The sequence below is a fragment of the Blautia sp. St.27G3 genome, from assembly GCF_059728505.1.
On record NZ_BAAGFO010000002.1, the window covers coordinates 794,071 to 817,164 of the forward strand.

General features: G+C 46.7%; 21 protein-coding genes and 1 riboswitch. All 21 genes read right to left on the reverse strand.

All coding sequences use genetic code 11. The annotated features are described in order from the left end of the window. Positions 1-3: 3 nt before the first annotated feature. The gene (locus tag AC6I2O_RS13265; RefSeq protein WP_120391934.1) at positions 4-1,515 is read right to left on the reverse strand and encodes a sugar ABC transporter ATP-binding protein; all 1,512 of its coding nucleotides are present in this window, start codon (positions 1,513-1,515) and stop codon (positions 4-6) included. Between the two features lie 20 nt (positions 1,516-1,535). After that, positions 1,536-3,014 (reverse strand): M81 family metallopeptidase, encoded by a 1,479-nt coding sequence (locus AC6I2O_RS13270; RefSeq protein ID WP_120391935.1) that lies wholly within the window; start codon positions 3,012-3,014, stop codon positions 1,536-1,538. 162 nt (positions 3,015-3,176) lie between these two features. Beyond that, on the reverse strand, positions 3,177-4,376 hold the full coding sequence (locus AC6I2O_RS13275; protein ID WP_120391936.1) for an ROK family transcriptional regulator: 1,200 nt from the start codon (positions 4,374-4,376) through the stop codon (positions 3,177-3,179). Between the two features lie 127 nt (positions 4,377-4,503). Then, complete coding sequence (locus tag AC6I2O_RS13280) at positions 4,504-6,846, reverse strand: ABC transporter permease (protein WP_497742894.1); 2,343 nt, start codon at positions 6,844-6,846, stop codon at positions 4,504-4,506. A gap of 1 nt (position 6,847) precedes the next feature. Continuing rightward, entirely contained in the window at positions 6,848-7,606 is a 759-nt protein-coding gene (locus tag AC6I2O_RS13285) for an ABC transporter ATP-binding protein (RefSeq protein ID WP_497742895.1), read from the reverse strand. A 78-nt stretch (positions 7,607-7,684) separates the two neighbouring features. Beyond that, positions 7,685-8,950, reverse strand: a complete 1,266-nt coding sequence (locus AC6I2O_RS13290; protein WP_120391939.1) for a HAMP domain-containing sensor histidine kinase — start codon at positions 8,948-8,950, stop codon at positions 7,685-7,687. Next, positions 8,947-9,627 carry a response regulator transcription factor gene (locus tag AC6I2O_RS13295; protein WP_120391940.1) on the reverse strand — a complete coding sequence of 227 codons (681 nt, stop codon included), beginning with the start codon at positions 9,625-9,627 and terminating at the stop codon, positions 8,947-8,949. The genes AC6I2O_RS13290 and AC6I2O_RS13295 overlap by 4 nt, the downstream gene beginning before the upstream one ends. A 153-nt stretch (positions 9,628-9,780) precedes the next feature. Further along, the gene (locus AC6I2O_RS13300; RefSeq protein WP_120391941.1) at positions 9,781-11,106 is read right to left on the reverse strand and encodes an MATE family efflux transporter; all 1,326 of its coding nucleotides are present in this window, start codon (positions 11,104-11,106) and stop codon (positions 9,781-9,783) included. Then, positions 11,099-11,950, reverse strand: a complete 852-nt coding sequence (locus AC6I2O_RS13305; RefSeq protein WP_120391942.1) for a GNAT family N-acetyltransferase — start codon at positions 11,948-11,950, stop codon at positions 11,099-11,101. Before AC6I2O_RS13305 ends, AC6I2O_RS13300 begins: the two co-directional genes overlap by 8 nt. Positions 11,951-12,122: 172 nt before the next feature. Then, positions 12,123-12,815 carry a 7-cyano-7-deazaguanine synthase QueC gene (queC, locus tag AC6I2O_RS13310; RefSeq protein ID WP_120391943.1) on the reverse strand — a complete coding sequence of 231 codons (693 nt, stop codon included), beginning with the start codon at positions 12,813-12,815 and terminating at the stop codon, positions 12,123-12,125. Positions 12,816-12,831: 16 nt separating this feature from the next. Next, a complete protein-coding gene (queF, locus tag AC6I2O_RS13315) occupies positions 12,832-13,329 on the reverse strand; it encodes a preQ(1) synthase (RefSeq protein ID WP_120391944.1) in 498 nt (165 codons plus the stop codon). Between the two features lie 39 nt (positions 13,330-13,368). Then, entirely contained in the window at positions 13,369-13,875 is a 507-nt protein-coding gene (locus AC6I2O_RS13320) for a QueT transporter family protein (RefSeq protein ID WP_497742897.1), read from the reverse strand. Positions 13,876-14,118: 243 nt separating this feature from the next. Next, positions 14,119-15,360, reverse strand: a complete 1,242-nt coding sequence (locus AC6I2O_RS13325; protein WP_120391945.1) for an MFS transporter — start codon at positions 15,358-15,360, stop codon at positions 14,119-14,121. 157 nt (positions 15,361-15,517) lie between these two features. Further along, a complete protein-coding gene (locus tag AC6I2O_RS13330) occupies positions 15,518-16,171 on the reverse strand; it encodes a TetR/AcrR family transcriptional regulator (RefSeq protein WP_497742899.1) in 654 nt (217 codons plus the stop codon). A gap of 90 nt (positions 16,172-16,261) precedes the next feature. Then, positions 16,262-16,729 (reverse strand): 6,7-dimethyl-8-ribityllumazine synthase, encoded by a 468-nt coding sequence (gene ribH, locus AC6I2O_RS13335; RefSeq protein WP_497742901.1) that lies wholly within the window; start codon positions 16,727-16,729, stop codon positions 16,262-16,264. 102 nt (positions 16,730-16,831) lie between these two features. Then, complete coding sequence (locus AC6I2O_RS13340; RefSeq protein ID WP_497742902.1) at positions 16,832-18,037, reverse strand: bifunctional 3,4-dihydroxy-2-butanone-4-phosphate synthase/GTP cyclohydrolase II; 1,206 nt, start codon at positions 18,035-18,037, stop codon at positions 16,832-16,834. A 13-nt stretch (positions 18,038-18,050) separates the two neighbouring features. Continuing rightward, positions 18,051-18,698 (reverse strand): riboflavin synthase, encoded by a 648-nt coding sequence (locus AC6I2O_RS13345; RefSeq protein ID WP_497742903.1) that lies wholly within the window; start codon positions 18,696-18,698, stop codon positions 18,051-18,053. Further along, entirely contained in the window at positions 18,679-19,785 is a 1,107-nt protein-coding gene (gene ribD / locus AC6I2O_RS13350; protein ID WP_497742904.1) for a bifunctional diaminohydroxyphosphoribosylaminopyrimidine deaminase/5-amino-6-(5-phosphoribosylamino)uracil reductase RibD, read from the reverse strand. The genes AC6I2O_RS13345 and ribD overlap by 20 nt, the downstream gene beginning before the upstream one ends. Positions 19,786-20,060: 275 nt before the next feature. Further along, a riboswitch (FMN riboswitch) is annotated at positions 20,061-20,208 on the reverse strand. A 63-nt stretch (positions 20,209-20,271) separates the two neighbouring features. After that, positions 20,272-21,231 (reverse strand): ABC transporter substrate-binding protein, encoded by a 960-nt coding sequence (locus AC6I2O_RS13355; RefSeq protein ID WP_497742905.1) that lies wholly within the window; start codon positions 21,229-21,231, stop codon positions 20,272-20,274. Between the two features lie 169 nt (positions 21,232-21,400). After that, a complete protein-coding gene (locus AC6I2O_RS13360) occupies positions 21,401-22,243 on the reverse strand; it encodes a MerR family transcriptional regulator (protein ID WP_497742907.1) in 843 nt (280 codons plus the stop codon). 89 nt (positions 22,244-22,332) lie between these two features. Continuing rightward, positions 22,333-23,073: a peroxide stress protein YaaA gene (gene yaaA / locus AC6I2O_RS13365; RefSeq protein WP_120391952.1), complete on the reverse strand. Its 741-nt coding sequence runs from the start codon at positions 23,071-23,073 to the stop codon at positions 22,333-22,335. Between the last annotated feature and the right edge of the window lie 21 nt (positions 23,074-23,094).

Genomic DNA, 23,094 nt, shown 5'->3' on the forward strand with positions numbered 1-23,094 from the left:
CGTTTACTCTATCGCTGCTTTCATCAGTTTTTCCTCTGTCGCCTCTTCAATAGAAAATTCACCCTTTATATGCCCTCTGTTCATAACGATAATACGGTCGCAGACAGATAAAAGTTCCGGCATTTCAGAAGAGACAACAATGACGCCAATTCCTTTTTGTGCCAGGTCCTGCATCAGTTTATAAATCTCGGATTTCGTACCAACATCGATTCCTTTTGTCGGCTCATCAAAAATCACCAGTTTAACCCCGGCGCTCAGCCATTTCCCAAGAATCACTTTCTGCTGATTTCCTCCGGACAGTTCCGTAATATTCTGTTCCAGGGAAGCGCATTTGATAGACATCTCCTTTTGCGCCTTTTCTGCAATTTCCTGTTCTTCTTTCACATGTATCATGCCAAGCAAACCGCCCATCTTTGTTTGCATAAGCTGTTTCGCAATTGAAATATTACGTTTTATCGTAAAATTCCCAAAAAAACCTGTTTCTCTTCTGTTTTCGCTTACCAGGCCTATTCCCTGTTTTAACGCGTCATACGGATTACGGATATGAAGCTTCCTGCCATTTAACAGGATTTCCCCCTCTTTGATCGGTGAAATGCCATATATTGCGCACATGAGTTCACTTCGCCCTGCCCCGATCAATCCGGAAAATCCCAGTACCTCGCCTTTTCGAAGAAAAAACGATGCGTTTTGAACCGTATGGTCTTTTCTGGTTAAATTTTTCACTTCAAAAATCACTTCTCCGGCCTCGCCGGCTGTTCTTCCCCCCTGATATTTATTTTTCAGTTCGCGGCCCACCATCAATGTGACAAGACCGTCCACCGTGCTTTCTTTCACCGGATAGGTGCCTACATACTGTCCGTCTTTTAACACAGAAACACGATCCCCAATTGCCATGATCTCGTCCAGCTTATGCGAAATATAAACAATCCCTTTCCCTTCCTTTTTTAATTGCCTGATCTGTTTGAAAAGCCTCCCGGCCTCCACTTCACTTAAAGAAGACGTCGGCTCATCCATAACAATCACTTTGGCATCCAGCGCCAGCGTTTTGGCGATTTCTACCATCTGCTTTTCTGATATGTTTAAATTCGCAACCGTCTCCCCAGGATCGCGTTTCAATTCAACACTATCCAGAAGCGTCCGGGCTTTCTCCCGCATTTGCGTATAATTAACCACACCGATACCGCCCTTTTTCCTGGCTGGAAGAGCTCCGAGAAATACGTTCTCCATTATGCTGAGCTCATTGATCACACTTAATTCCTGATAAATAATTGCGATTCCATTTTCCTTTGCTTCACGTGGCGTAAGTTTTGCATACGTTTTCCCGCCAATTATGACTTCCCCCTCGTCCGGCTGATAAACACCGCTTAGAATTTTCATCAGCGTCGATTTTCCGGCGCCGTTTTCTCCCAGCAAAACATGGACCTCCCCCGGCATAATATCAAGCGTAATGTCCTGGAGAGCCACAACACCTGGAAACCGTTTTGTAATATGATTCATCTGCACCAATGCTTCCATCGTTTACACTCCTTTGTCTGTCAGCTTTCCTCTGCTTTCTTCAAGTACATTTTAGCATCAAATAACGCATCCGAATCAAAGGGAAATACTGGATGCTGAATCCTCTGATACTGCAGTTCTTCTATAAAATGGTACGAAGTCCCTTTTGTAATCGCCATGAAAAAATCTCCTGCAAACGGCCTCAGCTGTGCAAACAGATATCCCTGTTTTAATATGACAATGTCATATTCCTCCAAAGGCGTCCTGGATGCTTTGAAATGGTTTTCAGAAATAGCGGAAGCCGGCACATTACAAATCATTACGTCTGCAAATTCATTTCGGACTGTGACGCAATGGCCGCTGACATCTGTTTCGCAATTCAAATACCCGAGAATCTCCCCTTTTGATAAAATCGTCCCCTCAACTAATACCGGTTCTGAAAAAATATCCCTTCCTGTACCTATCCTTACGCTGACTGCTTCTCCCTCCTGCTTATCCCGGCAGCCCGCATATGCTTCCGGATCATACAGTGTGGTAATCAGAACCCGTTTTTTGCAGTTTCCCATATCCAGAATCAACCGGAGTATTTCTGTACTGTCGCCGACAGCGCCACCGGTTGTATTGTCTCCTGTATCTGATATGAAAACAGGCCTTTTATGGCTTCGATATGCTTCCTCCAAAGCTGTCTTTGGCGACATAACCGGTATCTCGAAATCAAACTTTTCACGCGCGGCAAAAACCTTTTCCGCAAGCTGAATACACAATTTTTGGGCCAATTTGTAATTTTCCGGTTTTTTGGGCGTAACGCTGACTGATAAATGTGTGTTTGGGCAATCGCACCAGGAATTTCCGATATAAATAGATGCAGCAGCTACTTCCGGCAATGTTTCATAATAATCCGCTTCTGCCATCAGCTGCTTCAACGGTTCATGATTGGCCAGCGCCTTCTCTCCCACCAGAATCATTGGCAGAGTCACCAGAGCAGTCCTCGTTCTTGTTTTATTTTTCATTAAACCTACTAATTCTTCCGCTGTTTTTCGTTCTGTCTCAGCCTGATCTTCATGCGGTATCGTATGGTATCCTCTCATAATATCAATGTATTGATTTAAATCAGGCGCATTATTAGCATGTGCATCCAATGTTATTGCAATTGGCACATGTTCACCTGCAAGCTCTCTTAGATTCTTTGCCAGAATCAGCTCCCCGGATCCGATATTTTCTACCTCCAATGCGCCATGCAAATGCAGCCAGATACCTGCAAGCTCATCCTTCTCCTTCTTTACCGTTTCAAGTATCTGATCAGCAAAAAACCAGTAATCGGTTTCTTTCAGAATCCCGGCCGGCAACGCGGAGGCCACAATCGACGGAACAATTTCAAAACCCGCGTTTTCAAAAATGTCAGAAACGTGGAGGTAGGTCAAAGCCGTATCCCCCGTTGAAACAATAAATTTCTCTTTCGTAACAAGCTCCGGATTGAAGGTATTGCATTCCAGATAAAACATTCCTGTAATGACTTTCATTCTTTTTCTCCTCTTTAATTATTCTTGTGATGTTATTATTTTCCTTCTTGTTTCCCGCTTATTTACGGTTAATTATAAACATGGTGTTATTAATTGTCAAGAAAATAATGGAGAAAAATATATTTTAGTACAATTACAACACATTTTCTCCATTATTTTTGTTTAAATATCACAATGCTCTCTCAACACTTTTTCGAGATGCTTATCCATTGCAATCAAAGCGCTTCCAATAATTGCCGCATCCTGTTTTAATTCAGAACGATAAAACTTAAGAGAAGGCTTCATTGGTCCGTACATAACAGCATTACATTTGTTCAGAATATATTCGAACAAAAACGGGTAATTATCAATCAAATCCCCGCCTAACATAAGATTGGGCGGATTCAGCATACACACCACGTTATTAATCGAGATTGCCGCATAGCTGCAAATTCTTTCCATCAATATTCCGGCCCATGGAACCCCCGCCTGAACAGCAGAAATAATATCATCTATCGTTTTAACATCCGGGTTATTTTTTCTCGCATCCTCTATGATTCTTTCTTCACTGATATACGCAGTCAGGCAGCCGCGCCGTCCGCAGTAACACAATCTTCCGTCCGTATGGTCAACAATCATATGTCCGATCTCACCTGCAAAATTCACAGAGCCACGCGCAATTTTGTTCTGGCTTAAAATAGCGCTTCCGACGCCGCGTCCATAGCTCAGCAGTATCATATCGTCAATATTCCGGTACTTTTTCTGAGACAATTCCCCCATCAGCGCACAGTTCACGTCATTATCCACATAGGCAGGGATGCCGAATCTTTTCTCAATCATATCGCCAATCGGAACATTTACCCATTGCAGCAAATCTCCATATATAACTGTCCCCCCGGCCGGTTCCACATTACCGGTAATACCAATTCCAATCGCTGCAATCTTCTCAGCCTGCAGTCCGTTTTTTTCCAGCAGTACCAAAAACATTTCATACAATTTCTCTACCAGTTTTTCCGGGCTGGAATTTTTCTCAATCTGGGCCTCCCCTCTATCCGATAGCAGTTTCCCCGAAAAGTCAATAAGACGCATACGGATTTCTACGTCTGAAATGCTGATTCCAAAGCAATAGCATGCAGCGGCCCGCGCCGCTATCATAGTTGCCTTTCTCCCGGCACCCTTGGTATCTTCATAACATCCTGTGTCTTCCACAAAATGCAGCTCTTCCAGCTCACTCACGATCCTCGTTGCACTCGTTGCACTCATTCTCATTTTTCTTGCTATTTCACTTCTTGAAATTCTTTCATTATCCCGGATAATATCCAATACCATTTTCAGATTATTGTATTTAAGCGTCCTCTGATCCTGTATTGTCATCTTCTCCATTCACCCCATATCTCCCTTCGCTTCATATTTATCCAATTTTTCACATGATGTAATTATTTATCTTATTCTACAATCCTTTTTTTTAATTGTCAAATGTTCTTGCTTCAAGTCTACTGGGGCTAAAAGGCTACTCCTCCGCAAGCAGCGCCCTCGGAGCGATTTTTCTGATTTTCAATGACAGCAGGCAGACCGCCAGAAAAGCAAACAGCACAAGTCCCACGCCTACGGCTATGTTAAATCCAAGCGGGACGTGAAACGTACATTTTACGATTCCGATCCCTTTTAAAAACAATGCCGTCAGAGGATTGATAATCAGGCTGCACACAGTCAGGCCGAGCAGCACAGATATGAGGAGGCTTGGCATAAATGACAGAGAGGTCTGCAGGATAAGCTGGCCTGTTGTAAATCCAAGTGATTTCAGGATACCGTAATCCCGCTTTTTGTTATTCAGCATCGTGCGCACAAGCAGGTACAGTACAAAACTGATAATAACGGCAGACAGCACAAGTGTGGCAATCACAATGATTGTCATAAGAGATACGTATACGCTGGCCACGCCCTCTATGGTTGTTTCTATGTTTATCGTTGTATTTACACTTCCGCCAAACTTTTCTTTCATTTCCAGGTTAAACGCATCAATATCTGTCCCATCGTCAAGGTTGAGGTAATAGCTTGCATTCGTAAGTCTCCCCAGCCTCTCATACCCTGCCCGGGTAAACAGGCAGTCCCTGCCGAGATTGTTGGAAATCTGTGTATAGCCGCAGATCAGATATTTTTCCTGTTTTCCGTTTACCGCAATCTCTATTTCATCTCCGATCCGGAACCCGTTCTCTTTTGCATATTTGGCTGCGATCACGATTTCATTCTCATATTTTGGAAATCTTCCCTCAAATACAAGCTCCTGATTGTTGATTTTTGAGAAATCATCGCAAAGCGTAGCCATAAGCTCTGCGCCTCCGACGTGGGATACATTCAGGGAGGTATACAGATAGCTCTTCTCCACACGGCCGTCCCCGTCCATTTCAGCCAGGAAGCCATCCTCTGCCTCTGTCCTCACACTGATACAGCTATCCGCAGTTTCTCCTACGATCAGGTTCAGAAACGGCGTCATATCGGCAATTACATTTTCAGTCATCAGACCTGAAAACACAACGACAAGGGAAAGAGCAAGCATTGTAATGCCGACGGTAAGGTTATGCTTTACGCCGGAAAGCGTTGTTTTTAACGCAAGGGCAAGGCTTAAGGGAGCCTTCGTCCTTTCAAGCGGAATGTGGTTGCATTTAAAATTATGCGTCTGAATCCCAGAGCGAAGCGCTGTAATGGGCTCTATTTTTCTGATTCTGCGCGATGCAGACCATACGGCAAGCACAACGGTACCGCCCAGTACTGCAAACGAAACCAGTAAGGGCGCCGGCAAAAAATGAACGGTATACGGAATGCCCGTCTGCGCAATCATCATGGTATTGACCGCAGGAAACAGAAGGTAGGAAATTCCGGCTCCGATGGCCGCCGCAAGGAAGGTCAGGCACAGAAACTGCAGTAATAACGAAAAAATCAGCTGGCCTGACGTATAACCCATGGCTTTCAGCGCGCCAAGGCTTTTCATATTCACCTGTATATAATTGATAATGTTTGAGACAATCACCACAAGCGCAATTAAAAGCACAAAAAACGCAACAGCGCTCATAATTCCCGAGCAGATCATCTGAGCAATGTACCGGGACTGTGAAACAATATCATAGCAATTGCTCACCATCGTGATATTCGGATAATGCTCTGAAACTCTGCTTTTCAATGCTGCCTCATAATTCAGATTTTCCGACCAATCCGTCAGCCTTACGGAACATAAGGTTGCCTGCGGCGCACAACCGATTCGCTCCAGTTCCTCATATTTGTCCTTTGTGAGAACAATTTCCGTCAGCGCGCAGTTATGGGACCCCATCATAATGCTGTTAAAAAATCCGCAGACTGTGTAAACCACTTTCTGGCTTCCGATGGAAATTTCAACCTCTTTTCCTACCGCAATATCCTCTGTTTTATAGAGAATCGGCAGGTAAATGCCGCTTGTCAGGCTGCCTTCCTCAACGATTTCCAGATTTCCGATGGAACGCGTCATTGCTGCCTGCTTTTCCAGAAAAACGAACCAGCCGTTCATCTCCCCGCCATTGTACGGAAACGTGCCAACCATATGCATACAGGAATCCAGCCGGTATTCCTCAGTACGTTCGTCACTTTCGACCGTCTGCGACAAAAAGCTTTGAACCTCATCCGTATTGCCGTCTACCGACAGCGTAACATGCTCGGCATGAAATCTGTCGTGGTATCTGTCAAAATTTTTCCTGTAGTCCATAGAAAGCATCAGCCAGAGATTGAGCATGAGCGCGGCAAGCAGGATCAGGACAATGATGGTGACGGTCTGTCCCTTTGCCTTTCGGATATTGGAGCGGGCAATCAAAAAACTCTTTTTCATGCTACCACCCCATCTCTTTCAGGAATGCGGAAAGCTTTTCGTGCCTCTGGATATCGCTGTGCGAATATCTGCCCAGATCACATTCTCCTAAAATCATGCCGTCCTTTAAGTACAGAATACGGTTCCCCCGGCAGGCGGAGCGCATATCGTGCGTTACCATAACCACGCTCTGGCCCTGCTCATGAAAGCCTGTGAGCGTATCAAGCACGTCAAGTCCTGTTTTACTGTTGAGCGCGCCTGTCGGTTCATCGGCAAAAACAATTTCCGGCGAATTGATCAGCGCACGGACGATTCCCACGCGCTGCGCCTCACCGCCGGAAAGCTGCGCGGGAAATTTCTTTTGTGTTTCTTCTGAAATATCCACTGCGGCAAACAATGCTTTTGCCTTTGTCACAAGCGCCTTTTTGTCCCTGCTCACAAGCAGCCCGGCCGAAAGCACATTGTCCATAACGCTCATTCCGTCAATCAGATAAATCTGCTGGAACACAAAGCCGCAGTGCGCGCGCCGGAACAGGGCAAGCCCGTCAGAATTCAGGTCAGAAATCACCTTTTTGCCAAATGTAATCGTCCCGAGCGTAGGCGTATCCATTCCCGACAGTGCATACAAAAGCGTGGATTTTCCTGCGCCGCTTGCGCCCATGATAACGGTAAAGTCGCCCCTGTAAAGCTGCAGGTCAATATTTTTCAGAACGTGCTGCATGGTACCGCCGTTTGAGAAGGATTTACTTAATTTCTCAGTCTCTAATAAAATCTCTTTCATGGAAAATACCCTCCTTTTCACACGTCCTACTGTACACTTTCAATTCTTAACAGTCTTTATGCAATTCTTAAATCTCCCTTAAATCCCGCTGCTAAAAGCGATCCGGACAGTTGCTTTCAGCCCTGTGGAACCGTTTTCAATGCTGAGCTGCCCCTGCATTTTTTTCATGCAATAATCAGAGATATACAGCCCCAGCCCCGCGCCTTCCGTGTTCCTTACATTGCTCCCCCTCTTAAACTTCTCTTTCAGTAGCGGCAGCTCCGCCTCGTCAAGCCCGCCGCCGTAATCCTCAATACAGACTGCCAGATAATTGTTCTCCAGCGATACTGTTACGTTTATTTTTGTGTCCGCATATTTATAGGAATTGGCAAAAATATTGTCAAATACCTGCTGCAAACGAAGGCTGTCCGCAGACAGTAAGCAGTCCGGGACAGGCGGTATGACGGCTCGGTGCAGATAATCCGCACTTTCCAGCATCGGGCGCAGCTCAGCGCTGTTCAGTTCTGTCGGTATCACCGAAAGCTCCTGCAGCTCCTCCAGGGCAGCAGAAAACAGATTGTTTACCAGCGTATTGATCTGGTCTGCCTTCTGAATAATCTGCCCGTAATTCCGCCTGTTTTTTTCATCCTGCGACAGCGCTTCCCCCACCTCAGAGGCGGCCTTGATGCTTGCAACCGGCGTTCTGATATCGTGCGACAGCTTTGCCACCAGTTCCTTTTTACTCTCGTTTGCAGCAGCTTCAGCCATTCTTGCCTTTTTTAATTCAGAACGCATGATATCAAAGCTCTCTGTAAATGCCCCGAACAAATTTTGCCGGTCCATTTCCAGCGGAATGTCCAGATTGCCCTGCGCAATACGCTCTGCAAATTTTCTGAGCCTTTGGAACGGCTTTAAAACCGTGCGCTGCACATAAAAAAAATACCCCGCGCAAATGATGCACTGTAACAGCACAGCTGCCGCTACCGCGAAAGCTGTGCGCCGTTTTTCGGATTGAAAAATGACGGCGCTATTGTTGTACACAATCAGCTTGCCTGCAACTGAATTTTCAACTTTAATATCCAGTATGGTATCTCTGTGGCCGACTGCCGCGTTTATGCTCTCGCTAAGCCCCGGATTTGTCCTGTACAGAACTTCTCCGGACAAATCCAGCACAACATAATCAAGGTCAGTGCAATTTCTGTGCACCTCCAGCGAAGCCCAGTCCCGCTGCACTGTCTGCAGAGCCTCATTGACTGCCGTTGTATCCTGAAGCTTCTCTGTCTCCGGGAACAAAAACAAAAGCAGTACGGCAAGCTCCATGAGGAACAAAGCAGCCACACTCCCCAAAAATATGCGGCTTTTCATGATTTACCTCCGGCAAACCGGTACCCGTTGCCCCAGACTGTAATAATATATTCCGGATTTCCCGGTTCTCGCTCAATGGCCTCGCGTATTTTCCGGATATGAACATTCAGTGTGCCGTCCCCGGTAAATTTATCTCCCCAGACCTTTTCAAAAAGCTCCTGCTTTGCCACCATACGTCCTTCACTTTGTATCAGATAGGCCAGCAGCTTAAATTCAAGCGACGTCAGCTTTACCAGGGCGCCGTCGACAAATACCTGCCTTGTAGAAAAATCCACAGCCAGCCGCCCATTGTCATACCTTGCTGCCTCCCTGCCTGCGCAGCGTTTGAGCACTGCCCTGACCTTTGCCAGCAAAACGCCAAGCGAATACGGTTTTTGGATGTAATCGTCGCCGCCGATACTCAGGGCAATAATCTGGTCGTCATCACTTGTGCGCGCTGAGATAAACAGGATGGGGATTTCCAGGCTTCCCCGCAGTTCTTTGCACAGTTCAAATCCGCTTCCGTCGCCCAGGTTGATGTCAAGCAGCAGCAGCCTGGCTGTATGCTCCCTGAAAAAGTCCCGGCACGCGGCGACGCTGTAGACAACCGCGGTTTTCACGCCGAACAGATTAAAATATTCCGCCGTGCTGTCTGCAAGCAGCTTTTCATCATCTATAATCAAGCAGTCATATGTCATTTTTTTCTCCTCAAAAAACATACCGTTAGTATGTAAGATAACTTATCATACGAACGGCATGGCTGTCAATGGGAAGCTTTTCAGGCCAGTAATGATCTGCAATCTCCGGCGCACAGCCCGGATCATGCAGATTAAAATCTACAAATTATGAGGTCACTTCATATGAGCCCTATCATACACCAGGCACCCTGCAGACACCAAAAACATAATCCCTTCTGCAGCCGGCACAGCCAGCCATACGCCGGTGATACCCCAAAGCTTCGGCAACAGAAGAATACCGCCTGTCAGCAGTCCAAATGTCCTTAAAAACGAAAGAATTGCCGACAGCTTTCCATTTGACAGGGCGGTAAACATGGCAGAAGTAAAGATATTCAGTCCACAAAACAAAAAGCTGTAGGAAAAGACGGAAAATCCGCCTGCTGCAATCCTGTATATATTTGACGTCTCAGGCGCAAAAAGCCGTACCATATAAGAGCCACAAAACAGGGAAACCGCAAATACCAGCAGGGATGCCACTGTGATAAAGCCTATACAGCTTTGAACTACCTTCTTTTGCCGGACGTTGTTTTTATTTCCGTAATGAAAACCAATCACCGGCGCAACCCCCATCGAAAAACCAATATACAACGTATTCAGCAAAAACTGTGAGTAAATTAGAATTGTGATAGCCGCAACGCCCTCTTCCTCCAGCAAAGCCATCATTGTACTGTTGAACAGAAATGTTGTGACAGCCGTTGCAAGCTGACTCACCATTTCCGACGAACCATTGAAGCAGCTCTCCTTCAGCACCGCCCATTTCCACTTTGGCTTGGTAAAAGAAAGCATTCCCTTACTTTGCTTGAAAAAAATAATTCCAGCAACGGTTGGAATCAAATAGCCACAGCCTGTCCCCAGCGCTGCGCCGCAGATACCAAGGCCACAGATGACGATAAAAACATAATCCAGAACAATATTCGCAAAGCCAGCGAAAACAGACAGACCAAAACCCATTCCAGGTTTCCCCGCAGTTACAAACAGGTTAGAGAATACAGTCTGTATCATATTTGCAGGTATAAACAGAAACAGCACACTCAAATAGTCTTTGCAATAAGAAAAAAGTAACTCGCTCGCCCCCAGCGCATACACAATCTCATCGATCCATATGGTTCCGATTATCAAAATGACACATCCGATGACCGCTGCCGCTATTATGAGCAGTGTAAAATCCTCTTTTGCTTCACAAGCCTTCCCTTCCCCTATTTTTCGGGAAACAATCGCATTGCCTCCGGTCGCAATCATCGTTCCAAGACCAACTGTCATATTTATAACGGGGCACACAATATTAATCGCGGAAAGTGCATCTGTATGAACAAATCGAGCTACAAAAATCGTATCTACGACTGTATAAAGCCCCATAAATATCATCATAACTATGGTAGGAAATGCAAAACGCAAAAGTGATACCATACTCCATTTCTGATCAAAAATATTGTCATTCATGTGAATGCTCCTCTTGTTTCGGGTATAAAATCAGCCGTTGTGTAGGGTAACCAAACTCTGTCAACAGCTCCGCTTCTGCAAAGCCAAGCTGTTTATACGCTGCCCGTTGTCCTGTATCGGCCTTGTCCCCCTCCCGGAATGTCGTGATACTGATTTTTCGGCCTGTAAACAGGTTGCACAGAATAAAATCGAGGAATGCTTTCGCTATATCATGTTTGCGATACTGTGGATGCACGCCTAAATAATCAATACTCCCCGTCTTTCGTGAAAATGCAGCTGCCCCGACCACAACCTTTTTATCCCGTATCATCAATGCCTGTTTTTGTGCAATACAGAATTTAAGATGCTCCAGGTGCTCCGCCTCGTCAAACCCTGGAAACCCATCAATTACAAGTCTGGCAAAATTCATCCAGTCCGGAATATCATCCTGCGTAGCATAGACAATATCTGAAACCATGATAGCGGGAGCAGATGCGTTTTTGTTTAAGGTAAACTCCAGCTGCAACGGATAAAATGCCTGATTCTCTCTGTATTCCAAAGGCGTACGCTTATACATGTCCTTAAAAACGCTTGTAAAAGCCTGCTGACTTTCATATCCGGCAAGCAGCGCTACCTCAAGCAGTGGTTTTTGTGAAAATACCAGCAATTTCGCCGCCTCGGTCAGCTTCCTGCGACGGATATACTCATGCAGCGTCATGCCAACTGTGTCTGTAAACATACGATGCAGATAGTATTTCGAATAGTGTACTGCATTTGCGACTGTCTCCAAATCTAACTTCTCATTCAAGTGCTCCTCAACGTATGCGATTACTGCCGTAATATGCTCAACCTGTCTGTGTTCCATGTCATCCCCGCCTTTCTCTGATATTGTATCACAAGCTAAAAAGGATATTTTTATGATTCTTGCGGTATCTGTTGATCATTCCTGCCTCCTTGTAAATACATAACTCAAAAATTTATTATACGAAAAAAGAGCCCTGAAGGAATTATCCCTCAGGGCCTATCTTTTCAATTAATTATTTGTGCAACAAAGCCGGATCAGACATGCCGTTTGCTTCGAATGCCTTCTGACGGTCGATACACGTACCGCAGTGTCCGCAGGGATATTCCCCGCCCTCGTAACAGCTCCAGGTCAGCTCATAAGGAACCCCCAGCCGCAGTCCCTCTTTCACTACGTCCGCTTTATTACAGTGAATAAACGGCGCTTCAATCCGCAGCGCTTTTCCGCAGCCTTCATACACTGCCTGATTCATGCTGTCAAAAAATGCTTCGCTGCAATCCGGATAAGCATTGCCAGCCGCATCATCCCTGTGCGCTCCATAATAGATATAACTGCATTTCATAGATAATGCCATACTGGCTGCGGATGCCAGAAAAAGTCCATTTCTAAACGGCACATAAGTACTTACCGGCACGCCACCCTGCCCCTCAAGCTGGCTGGCATAGGACCCCTCCGGAATCTTTCTGCCGGAATGTGACAGCAAAGAGCAATCACTCTCGGCAAAAATCGGCGTAAGATCCAGTTCCATCCCTTTCAGACCATAATACGCGAGAACCTTGCGTGCCGCCTCCATCTCTTTTTCATGCTTCTGTCCATATACAATTGATAATGGAATCACATTTTCCTTGCCAAAACGATCGATCGCCACACCCAGACAGGTGGTACTGTCCACGCCCCCGCTGAATAATACCATCGCTTTTTCTTTCATCTTCTCCTCCTGCCTGTTACCGGTTGTCTATCTTCTCCGGATACATGTCATGGTGCGTCAGACGGTCAAGCGCTACCTGCTCCCAACAGGTTCCCGGTTTGCCATAATTGCAGTAAGGATCAATCGAAATTCCTCCACGCGGAGTGAATTTCCCCCATACTTCAATATATTTCGGGTCCATCAGCCGAATCAGGTCTTTCATGATGATATTGACACAATCCTCGTGAAAATCTCCGTGATTACGGAAGCTGAACAGATACAGCTTCAGAGATTTGCTTTCCACCATCCGGGCTCCCGGCACATAGGATATGTAAATCGTCGCAAAATCCGGCTGGCCCGTCATGGGACAAAGGCTTGTAAATTCCGGACAGTTGAATTTCACAAAATAGTCGTTATCCGGATGTTTGTTTGGAAAAGTCTCCAGTACCTCCGGAGCATAATCTGTCTGATATCTCGTCTTCTGATTTCCCAGCAGCGTGATATCCTTCAATTCTTCATGCGTTCTTCCCTGCATATTTCTCTCCTTTCTGTTCGCTCATACTGCTTACCCTTCCTATGCTTCCTGCGTCTTTACGGGTCTGCTTCCAAAGACCCGTTCCAGAACCTTTACCAGCAGTACGCCACACACTGCCGGTATCGCCTGTCCGACACAAAGGCTTCCTGCCAGCGGAAAATACGGCAGTTTCAGAAGATACGACAGCCATGTGGACACACCAAATCCCGGCACCAGTACAATCGGAAGTACCATCAGCCAGCGGCTCCAGTGCATCTTACGGATACCGACAATCAGTGCAGTCGTCACAATACCCACGACACACCCTCCGAACATATCCAGAAGACCAAGTCCTCCGAACAGCATATTTGCTATGAAATTAGCGAGACCAAGGGGAAAAACCAGGAACGGAAACAGATAAGAAAGAGCATACAACGACGTTGCAATCCGGATCTGATAAGCTCCGAAAGAAAAGCTCTGAGTAAAGTACAGCACTGTTACATACAGTGCGATTACCATGGCAGAAAACGTCAATTTCTGCACTCTGGTCATATCTCTATTTATCATATTCGTTCACCTCCAAATAAGTACACAACAACGTGAAAAGTTACACTGTTGTCCCTAGTTTTGTTTTATGACAGGATGGTCTCGAACTGTCAATTTCATATTCGGAAGCTGCACTGCTTTGTCAGCAGCCTGGTAAAGTATATAATATAATCAAAAAAAATGCAATCAAAACCTTATTGCCTGCAAAACTTGACACAGAAATTTTCCGAAAAAATCACCCAAGCTTATTGCAAAACATTCGGCCTATCCTTCAAAACCACAGAATATGTGCTTTGTACCAACTGCAATCAGCAAAGAAACCGCGCCTGAAAATAAAACGACAGCAAACTCAAACCCTTCGCATGCTTCAAACAACACCCCATATAGCGCATTCCCCAATGGCTGCGAACACATCGAAACAGTCAGAATAACCGAGATTACCTTACCAATGAGATGAGACGGGGTTTCTTTCTGCACAAACGACATAATCTGTACGATGAAAATCGTAGAAAACACCATAATGACAAAACAACATAACGCCAGAACCACGTAACTCACCCACGAAGAGGATGACAAGAACAGTGACACACCGATTGGAAACACGCAGACAGAACATGCAACAATCAAATTTCCTGATTTTCTGATCGTGAATTTTTTTGCAAAAATGCCGGCGCAGACACCTCCCGCGAGGCCGCCAGCTGCCAGGGCACCTTCCGCAAAGCCATACAGCTTATTTGCCGCATCTCCCAGCTCCAGTACCTCTGTAATCAGATACGGCATTCCGACAATCAGCATTGCTGACAGAAACAAATTCACCCCACAGATCACAAGCAGCCCCTGTCCGATTGCCGGTCTGTCCTTCCTGATAAACCGGATGCTCTGCGTAAAATCTGCTTTTGCCGTTTTCCATATCCCTTCTCCGACATTCTGTTTTACTTCCGGCATTTTAATAAAAAGTTCCATAACCGCTGATACAAAAAAGCATAACATGCAGACCCGCAGTACCGGGACCAGTCCATATGCACTGTATAAAATTCCTCCAAGAACCGGCCCGATCAGACCCGCAAAAGAACTGATCGTGTTAATAACAGAATTTGCTTCCATAAAATGGTCCGGGCTTACGAGTGCAGGTATGCTCGCCTGCACAGACGGCTGATACGCGCCGGCAATCCCATACAAAAGCATCAGCATAACCGTCAGCAGCAAAACAAGATCCACACGATTCATCAGCAAAGCAAATCCCAGAATAAGCGCTGCCGTGAAAAAATCCAGAGCTACCATAATATTCCTCTTATTCACCCGGTCCGCAACAATCCCGCCGACCGGCGACAGCAAGATTGCGGGAATAAACGCACAGGCCGTAACTGTCCCATAAAGCGCCGAAGACCCAGTCTGATTCAGCAGATACAACGGCAGCGCAAACCTTATCGTCGCATTCCCAAACAACGAAATAATCTGCCCGATCACTACCAACATAAAATTCCTCGAAAACAACATCTGATTCATAAAAAAAATCCTCCCATCTCACAGTCCCTGTAAAAAATACTTGCAAAAATCTTCTAAAACACATCTTTATCAAACAATACCAACCGCCGGTATGTATTGAACCCAAAAAATAAAAGTAAAGTATTGCTGCAAAGTCAGCCCCGCGGCACCCTACCTCCTATTTTTTCCTCTGATAGATCGCCGCCAACGCTCGCACTCTCTCAATCATCTGCTGATCCACAATATCCAGGCCAAATCCTCTCATCATTTGCTGAAATATCACAAATTTATGAAACGTCTTCTCTTCGGAACTGTCAAAGATCATTGGATTCGTCCAAACATTCGCTACAAGTATAATCAGCTCAGCCAGCTCTTCCGGGTAATCTGTACGAATGGAACCGTCCGCGATCCCCTGCCTGATAATCGGCATAACATAGTGCGGAGCAGCATCATAAATGGTGTCCTGCAAAAGACTGAACAATAGCTTCGGATTTTTACTGAAATCAGGAGCTACCGTGAAAATTTCATCCTGAACGGGACGATACAAAGATGCCTGAAAAATCATTTTCAGTTTATCCTTTCCGCTTAAATCAGAGCGGTCCCGAATGTCGGCAAGCATCTGATTCGACTCATACGTCATTCTATCCGTAACTGCAATCAGAATATCTTCTTTGGATTTAAAATGATGATAAATTGCGCCCTTGCTGAGCCCGCCCAGCCCGTTAATGATATCCTGAATCGAGGTAGCTTCGTACCCCTTTTCCATAAACAGACTATAGGCAACATCCAATATTCGCTTAACCGTCTCTTCTGGGTGTTTATTCCTTGCCACTTTTTTTCCTCCAAACATACCGTTAGTATGTTTTGTACTTTATCATACCAACGGTATGTTTGTCAACTCCATTCTATCATCCCAATCCGACTATTTTTCTATCTCCCGAATCAGGTTTACCATTTCAATCGCGCCCGCGGCACATTCATAACCTTTATTCCCCGCTTTTGTACCGGCCCGTTCAATTGCCTGTTCGATGTTTTCGGTCGTCAGCACGCCAAACATCACCGGAATATCCGCCGCCAGAGAAACTGCGGCAATGCCTTTTGATACCTCGCTGCAAACGTAATCATAATGACTCGTGCTTCCTCTTATAACCGCCCCAAGGCAGATCACCGCGTCATACTTTTTACTTTTTGCCATCTTAGACGCAATTAGCGGAATCTCAAACGCTCCCGGAACCCACGCCACATCAATGTCTTCTTCCGCAACCTCATGACGCACCAGCCCGTCAACTGCTCCACTGAGCAGCTTTGAAGTAATAAATTCATTAAAACGCGCCGCCACAATTCCGACCTTAATACCACTTGCCACTAACTTTCCTTCCAATGTTCTCATAATTTTGATTTCCTTTCTTCAAAAATTGAATACTTCTGATGTTAAAACTTAATTTCAAATGCAATCCTCTGTAAAATATACCTCACAATGTTTCGCAATTACCTATCCTTCGTAATTGAACAGATGCCCCATACGTTCCTGCTTTGTCCTCAGATAAAACAGATCATGCTTTGTCGCCTCCATCTGAAGCGGCACGCGCGAGGCAATGTCCAAGCCAAATTCTGAAAGCTGATATACTTTATCCGGATTGTTCGTCAGCAGACGCAGGCTCCTGACGCCCAGGTCCCGCAAAATCTGCGCCCCAATGTAATACTCTCTCTCATCTCCTGCAAACCCAAGCGCCAGATTCGCCTCCAGCGTATCCATCCCCTGTTCTTGCAGCTCATAGGCACGCAGCTTGTTGATCAGGCCGATGCCGCGCCCTTCCTGACGCATGTAGAGCAAAATGCCGCGCCCTTCTTTTTCAATCTGATGCATCGCAGCCGAAAGCTGCTGGCCGCAGTCGCATCGCAGCGAACCAAACGTATCTCCGGTCAGGCATTCGGAATGCACCCGGCAGAGCACCTCACGCCCGTTGTCAATCTCCCCCTTAACAAGCGCAATATGATGCTCTCCATTCAGGCGGTTCACGTATCCATATGCCTTAAAATCGCCGTATTTTGTAGGCATTTCTGCTACCGTCACACAGTCAACCAGCTTTTCCCGCACCTTGCGGTAATTTTGCAGATCACGGATGGTAATGAACTTCATGTCCCACTGTTTCGCCAACTCTGCCAGCTCCGCAGTGCGCATCATCGTTCCGTCCTCCCGCATGATCTCACAGCAAAGACCACACTCCTTCAGTCCGGCAAGACGGCACAGATCTACGGTCGCCTCCGTGTGCCCGCTTCGCTCAAGCACCCCGTTTTTCTTTGCAATCAGCGGAAACATATGCCCCGGCCGTCGAAAATCCTCCGGTCCGGCCGTTTCATCCGCACAGTGCAGCGCCGTAACAGAACGTTCGGCAGCCGAAATTCCCGTCGTTGTTGTCACATGATCAATCGATACCGTAAAAGCCGTTTCATGGTTATCCGTATTTTGCTGTACCATCTGCCAAAGCCCCAGCCTGCTGCCATACGCTTCTGACATCGGCATACAGATCAGGCCTTTTCCGTGCGTTGCCATAAAATTAATGTTCTCCGTTGTCGCAAACTCAGCCGCACAGATAAAATCCCCCTCATTTTCCCGTTCCGGATCATCTGTAACCAGAATTATGTTTCCCTTTTTTAATTCCTCAAGCGCTTCTTCAATTCGATCAAACGAAACCATGTTCTCTCCTCCTTCAATACCCGCATCGGGCCAGAAACTCTTTTGTCACCGTACTTTTAGGCTGGTCATACGTCAAAGGCGCCAGCAGCCGTTCCACGTATTTTCCAATCACATCATTTTCGATATTTACCAGATCGCCGCTGCGCCGCTCTCCCAGAGTCGTCATCTGAACCGTATGAGGAATGACCGAAACCTGAAATCTGTCCGTATTTACCCCCGCTACTGTCAGGCTGATTCCATCCACCGCAACGCTCCCCTTTTCAACTATATACCGCAAAAGATGCGGCTCCGACTGCACGGTATACCAGATAGCCGTATCATCCCTGCGGATCTCTGTAATTCTTCCAACCCCGTCCACATGACCTGATACCATATGTCCGCCGAACCGTCCATCCGCCCTCATGGCGCGCTCCAGATTGACCCGGCTTCCACTGCAAAGCCGTGCCAGAGAAGAACGGTTCAACGTCTCGTGCATGACATCTGCCGAAAATCTATCATTTGCGAGCGCTGTCACCGTCAGACAAACGCCATTTACACAAATACTGTCGCCAACCGCAGTTCCTTCCAGTACCTTTCTGGCCTGCACGGTAAGCACTGCGCTGCTCCTGCCTTTTTGCACCCGCTCAACCATACCTGTTTCTTCAACAATCCCCGTAAACACCGGTATCCACCTCACTCTCAATTAAAATATCCGTGCCAAGCCTGAGTACCCTGCTGTTTTTCAATCGGACTGCCTGCTCCAAAGAGGAAAATCCCTGCCCTTCTGCCGGTGTCTTCGCCTCCCTGCCGCCAAGCAGTTTCGGGGCAATATAAGCCTGCACCTTCTGCACAATCCCGCGTTCCAGCGCCGACCAGTTCAGAGTACCGCCGCCCTCCAGCAAAATACTGTCAATCCCGCCATCCCCGAGCTTCTTCATCAAATCCTGTAAATCCACCTGTCCGTTTTCGGATGCCACGATCAGGACATAACAGCCTGCCTGTTCATACGCAGCTGCCTTCTTTTTGTCATGGTTACAGGTTGCAAGGATTGTGGGAATCTCTCTGGCTGTCGCAATCACTCTTGCATCCAGTGGTATGCGAAGTCTGGAATCACACAGAATGCGAACGGGATTTCTCCCATGCTCCATCCTGCATGTAAGCAATGGATCATCAGCCAGTACCGTACCAGCCCCGACCATGATGGCGCGGTATCTGTGCCTTTGCAGCTGTACATGCTTTCGCGCCTCCTCCCCTGTAATCCACTTCGAAGCGCCCGTGTACGCCGCAATTTTCCCATCCATTGTCATCGCATATTTCATCACAACAAACGGAAGTCCTGTCCTGATATAGTGAAAAAACACTTCATTCAGCTCGTCGCAGTCACCGCGCAGAACACCTTCCGTCACGCGTACCCCATGTTCTCGCAGCTTCCGGATTCCTTTTCCCTTCACAAGTGGATTCGGGTCCTCGGAACCGACTACCACATGTGCAAGCCCGGCCTGCAAAATTGCATCCACACAAGGAGGCTGCTTCCCGTGATGACAACATGGTTCCAGAGTTACGTACATCGTCGCTCCCCGCGGCGACTCAGTACAGGCTGCCAGAGCCTCCCGCTCTGCATGAAGCCCGCCAAATTTCCTGTGCCACCCCTGCCCGATGATACGCCCGTCCTTTACAATTACTGCTCCTACCATCGGATTTGGTGCTGCCCAGCCACAGCCCTGTTGCGCCAGTTCAAGCGCCATGCGCATAAAATTGTTCTCATTCAACTTTTTTCACCTCCAAAACGCCATACGCATAAAATCATTCTGCCTACGTATCTCTGTACATAAAAACAGCCCTGAACGAAAATGTTCAGGGCAGACTGCAAGGATTGAATATTCTCCGATCACCGTCAAATGCTATGCAAACATAGCGATCTGACTCGCCGCATTCGCCAAATACCTGCTTTGCAGCCATCTGGCCATTGCCTGCGGAAATAAAGAAAAGCTCCGGAATGCAAAAACACATCCCAGAGCAAAATCTCTTACCTAAAATCAGATTATCGTATCTTCTCTCATCCAGACTATACTGTCGGCCTCGGAATTTCACCGAATCATGCCTTGCGGCTCGTGGGCTATACCACCGGTAGGGAATTCTCACTTATCGAACTGTCATGGTCCGATAAAAGTCACCCTGCCCTGAAGATCTTATTCAGTTTACGCAGTCAGTATATCCAATACCGGCTGTATTGTCAAGAAAAAGTGGAGAAACGCTTATTCTACCTCCAGTTCCACGTAATCGTCCGGAATCTCAACTCCCAGTCTTTCGCAGATTTCTTTGTTATATTTCTTGGTAAATGCAGGCGCATACTCAATTGGCATCTGGGAGATATCTTCTCCGTCTATCAGGATTCGAGCCGCCATTTCTCCTGTCGTATATCCAAGGTCATAGTAGCTGATCGACAGCGTCGCCGTACCGCAGATCTTGCACGGGCCTTCTTCGCCGGTAATGATCGGCACGTCTTCCGTACCGCAGATATTTCCGATCAACTCCGCATTCGACGCCGCCGTATTATCTGTCGGGATATAAATCACATCGCTCTCCGATGCCGCTGTCGTCACAACAGAAGAAATATCATTGGAATCCGAAAAACTATAGGATTTACATGTATAACCTCTTGCCTCCAGCTCCTCGGTTACCACATCCACCTGATACTGTGAATTCGGCTCTGCGGAACAGTAAAGCAGTCCCACGGACTCCTTGTCCGGAAACAGCGTTTCAATCATGGCCGCCTGCTCTTCCAGCGGCGCCAGATCTGACGTTCCTGAAATGTTCCCGCCTGCTACTCCGTCAAAATCATCAAGATCCAGCGCCACTCCATATTCCGTGACGGAAGTTCCCAGAATCGGAATTTCTCCGGTCGCAGTTGCCGCTGCCTGCAACGCAGGCGTCGCATTTGCCAGAATCAGGTCCACACCTGCTGAAACAAATCCGTTTACAATTGTCGGACATGTATATGCATCTCCCTGTGCATTCTGCTCATCAAAGGTCACCTGATCCCCCAGACGCTCCGTCAGCGCATCCTTAAATCCCTGCGTCGCCGCATCCAGCGCCTCATGCTGTACAAACTGACAGATTCCTATCGTGTATGTTTCTTCCGCACTTCCTGCCATACCCAAACTTCCCGCCAGAAGTGCAGCAGCCGGAAGCAATGTCCAAAACTGTTTTTTCATACTTTTATCCACCCTTTTCTAAAGATTTACGTCTTCTGATGGAACCAGTATAATTCATTCATGTTAATTTGTAAAATTGATAGTAATAATAAAGTCCATCAATATTTTCGTTTGACTTTGTAACATCACACGGTGGACGCTATCCCACTCCATGCAATGATAAAACATTTCAGGAGTAAAACGCCTCAATTGCCTCCGCGACAAATGCAGCGGCTCCCTCTCCGTACTTCTCATCAAAGCCTTTCCGGACTCGCTCCTCCCGACAGTCTCTGGCTACTGACAACATCACTCCTTTTTCTGTTTTTACCTGCATCAACTGCTTCATGACAAAACCATATTCTCCGATGATCTCCTTCACCTCGAAAGAATGCACGTCACAGCCGCGTTTTGCAAGCAGCTTTTCATTGATCCCTGCCAGACGCTTTTGAAAACTCTCTGCCACCTCTTTTGCAAGCGGATGTTTCACAACGTCCAGGTACTTCTCTTTTCCGCCATACCATTCCACGACCTTCGCATAGCCTTTCTGCATTTTTTCCGTAGATACTGCCGCGAGATAGTGCTCCCGCCATGCATCCAGATTTCCGAATTCCTGAATCGATATCTGCTTCATGTTCTCCGGCATACGCGCTACCATAATCTCAAACATTTCTTCCATCTCAGACCTGTTGAAAACTGAAAAATCCATACGGTTCTCTCCTTTCAGAATGTCGTCAATGCTGGAAATCAAACGGGCAATCCGTTCTCTTTTTGCTTCCAGCATTCCTCTTTGCATCTGCAAAACCTGATTTCTGTCAAGGTTCGGAGTATCCATGATGGATTTGATTTCCTTCAGAGGAATATCAAATTCACGGAAGAACAAGATCTGCTGCAAAGTCGCCAGGGCTTTATCGTCATAAAGCCGGTATCCCGCCTCACTTTTACCGGTAGGCGAAAACAATCCTATTTCATCATAATAATGAAGCGTGCGTACGCTGATACCTGTGCGTTTCGATAATTCCTTCACTGTCATCATGTTATCTGGCCTCCTTCTCCCTGATAACGTCACTCTAACCTATGACGTTACGTGAAGGTCAACGGTTTTTTCAAAATATTTTCAGGAAATTATTTGAGGAAACAATATTCTCTGTCTGAAGAGCGTTTTGCACAAAACTGATAACCCAGCCGGTCAAACTGTTTCATCTCTTCCGGATTCTTGATTTCATACTCTGCCATAAAGCGAACCATCTCGCCTCTCGCCATTTTTGCATAAACGCCTTTCTGTACGATTTTTTCTCCTTCCAGCTCCCCGAACACACAGGTAATATAAGTATCTGTTTTCGTCAGATATTTCTCAATACATCTGGAATACTCTTTGGACGCCAGATTGACAATCACATGACTGTCATCCACTACTTCCCGGTAAAGCTTATCTCCCCAGTATTCGTAAAGATCCTTCGAACCGCCTGTCTTTGCCTTTGCCTGCATCTCCAGCCGGTACGGCACAACCCCGTCCATGGGCCGCAGCACTCCGTAAAAGCCGGACAGAATGCGAAGGTGATCCTGTACGTAAGCAAACTGCTTCTCTTCAAACACCGACGGCGCCATATACTGATAGGCAATTCCATCATAAGACAAAAGCGCAGGCGTCAGCGCACGCGCAGGCTCCATATCCTGAAAACGTGCAAAATTCTGGCCTGCAATCTGATCATTGCAGGCCAGAAGCTTTTTCATTTCTGCATAGGAAAGGCCCCGCAGCCATGCCAGAATCTGTTTCGTATCTTCGAGAAATACCGGCAGTCCAAGAGGTGCAAGATCGTCTGTATGCTCCCTCATCTTTTTCGCCGGTGAGAGAATGATTTTCATTGCTTTTATCCTCCCTGTCGC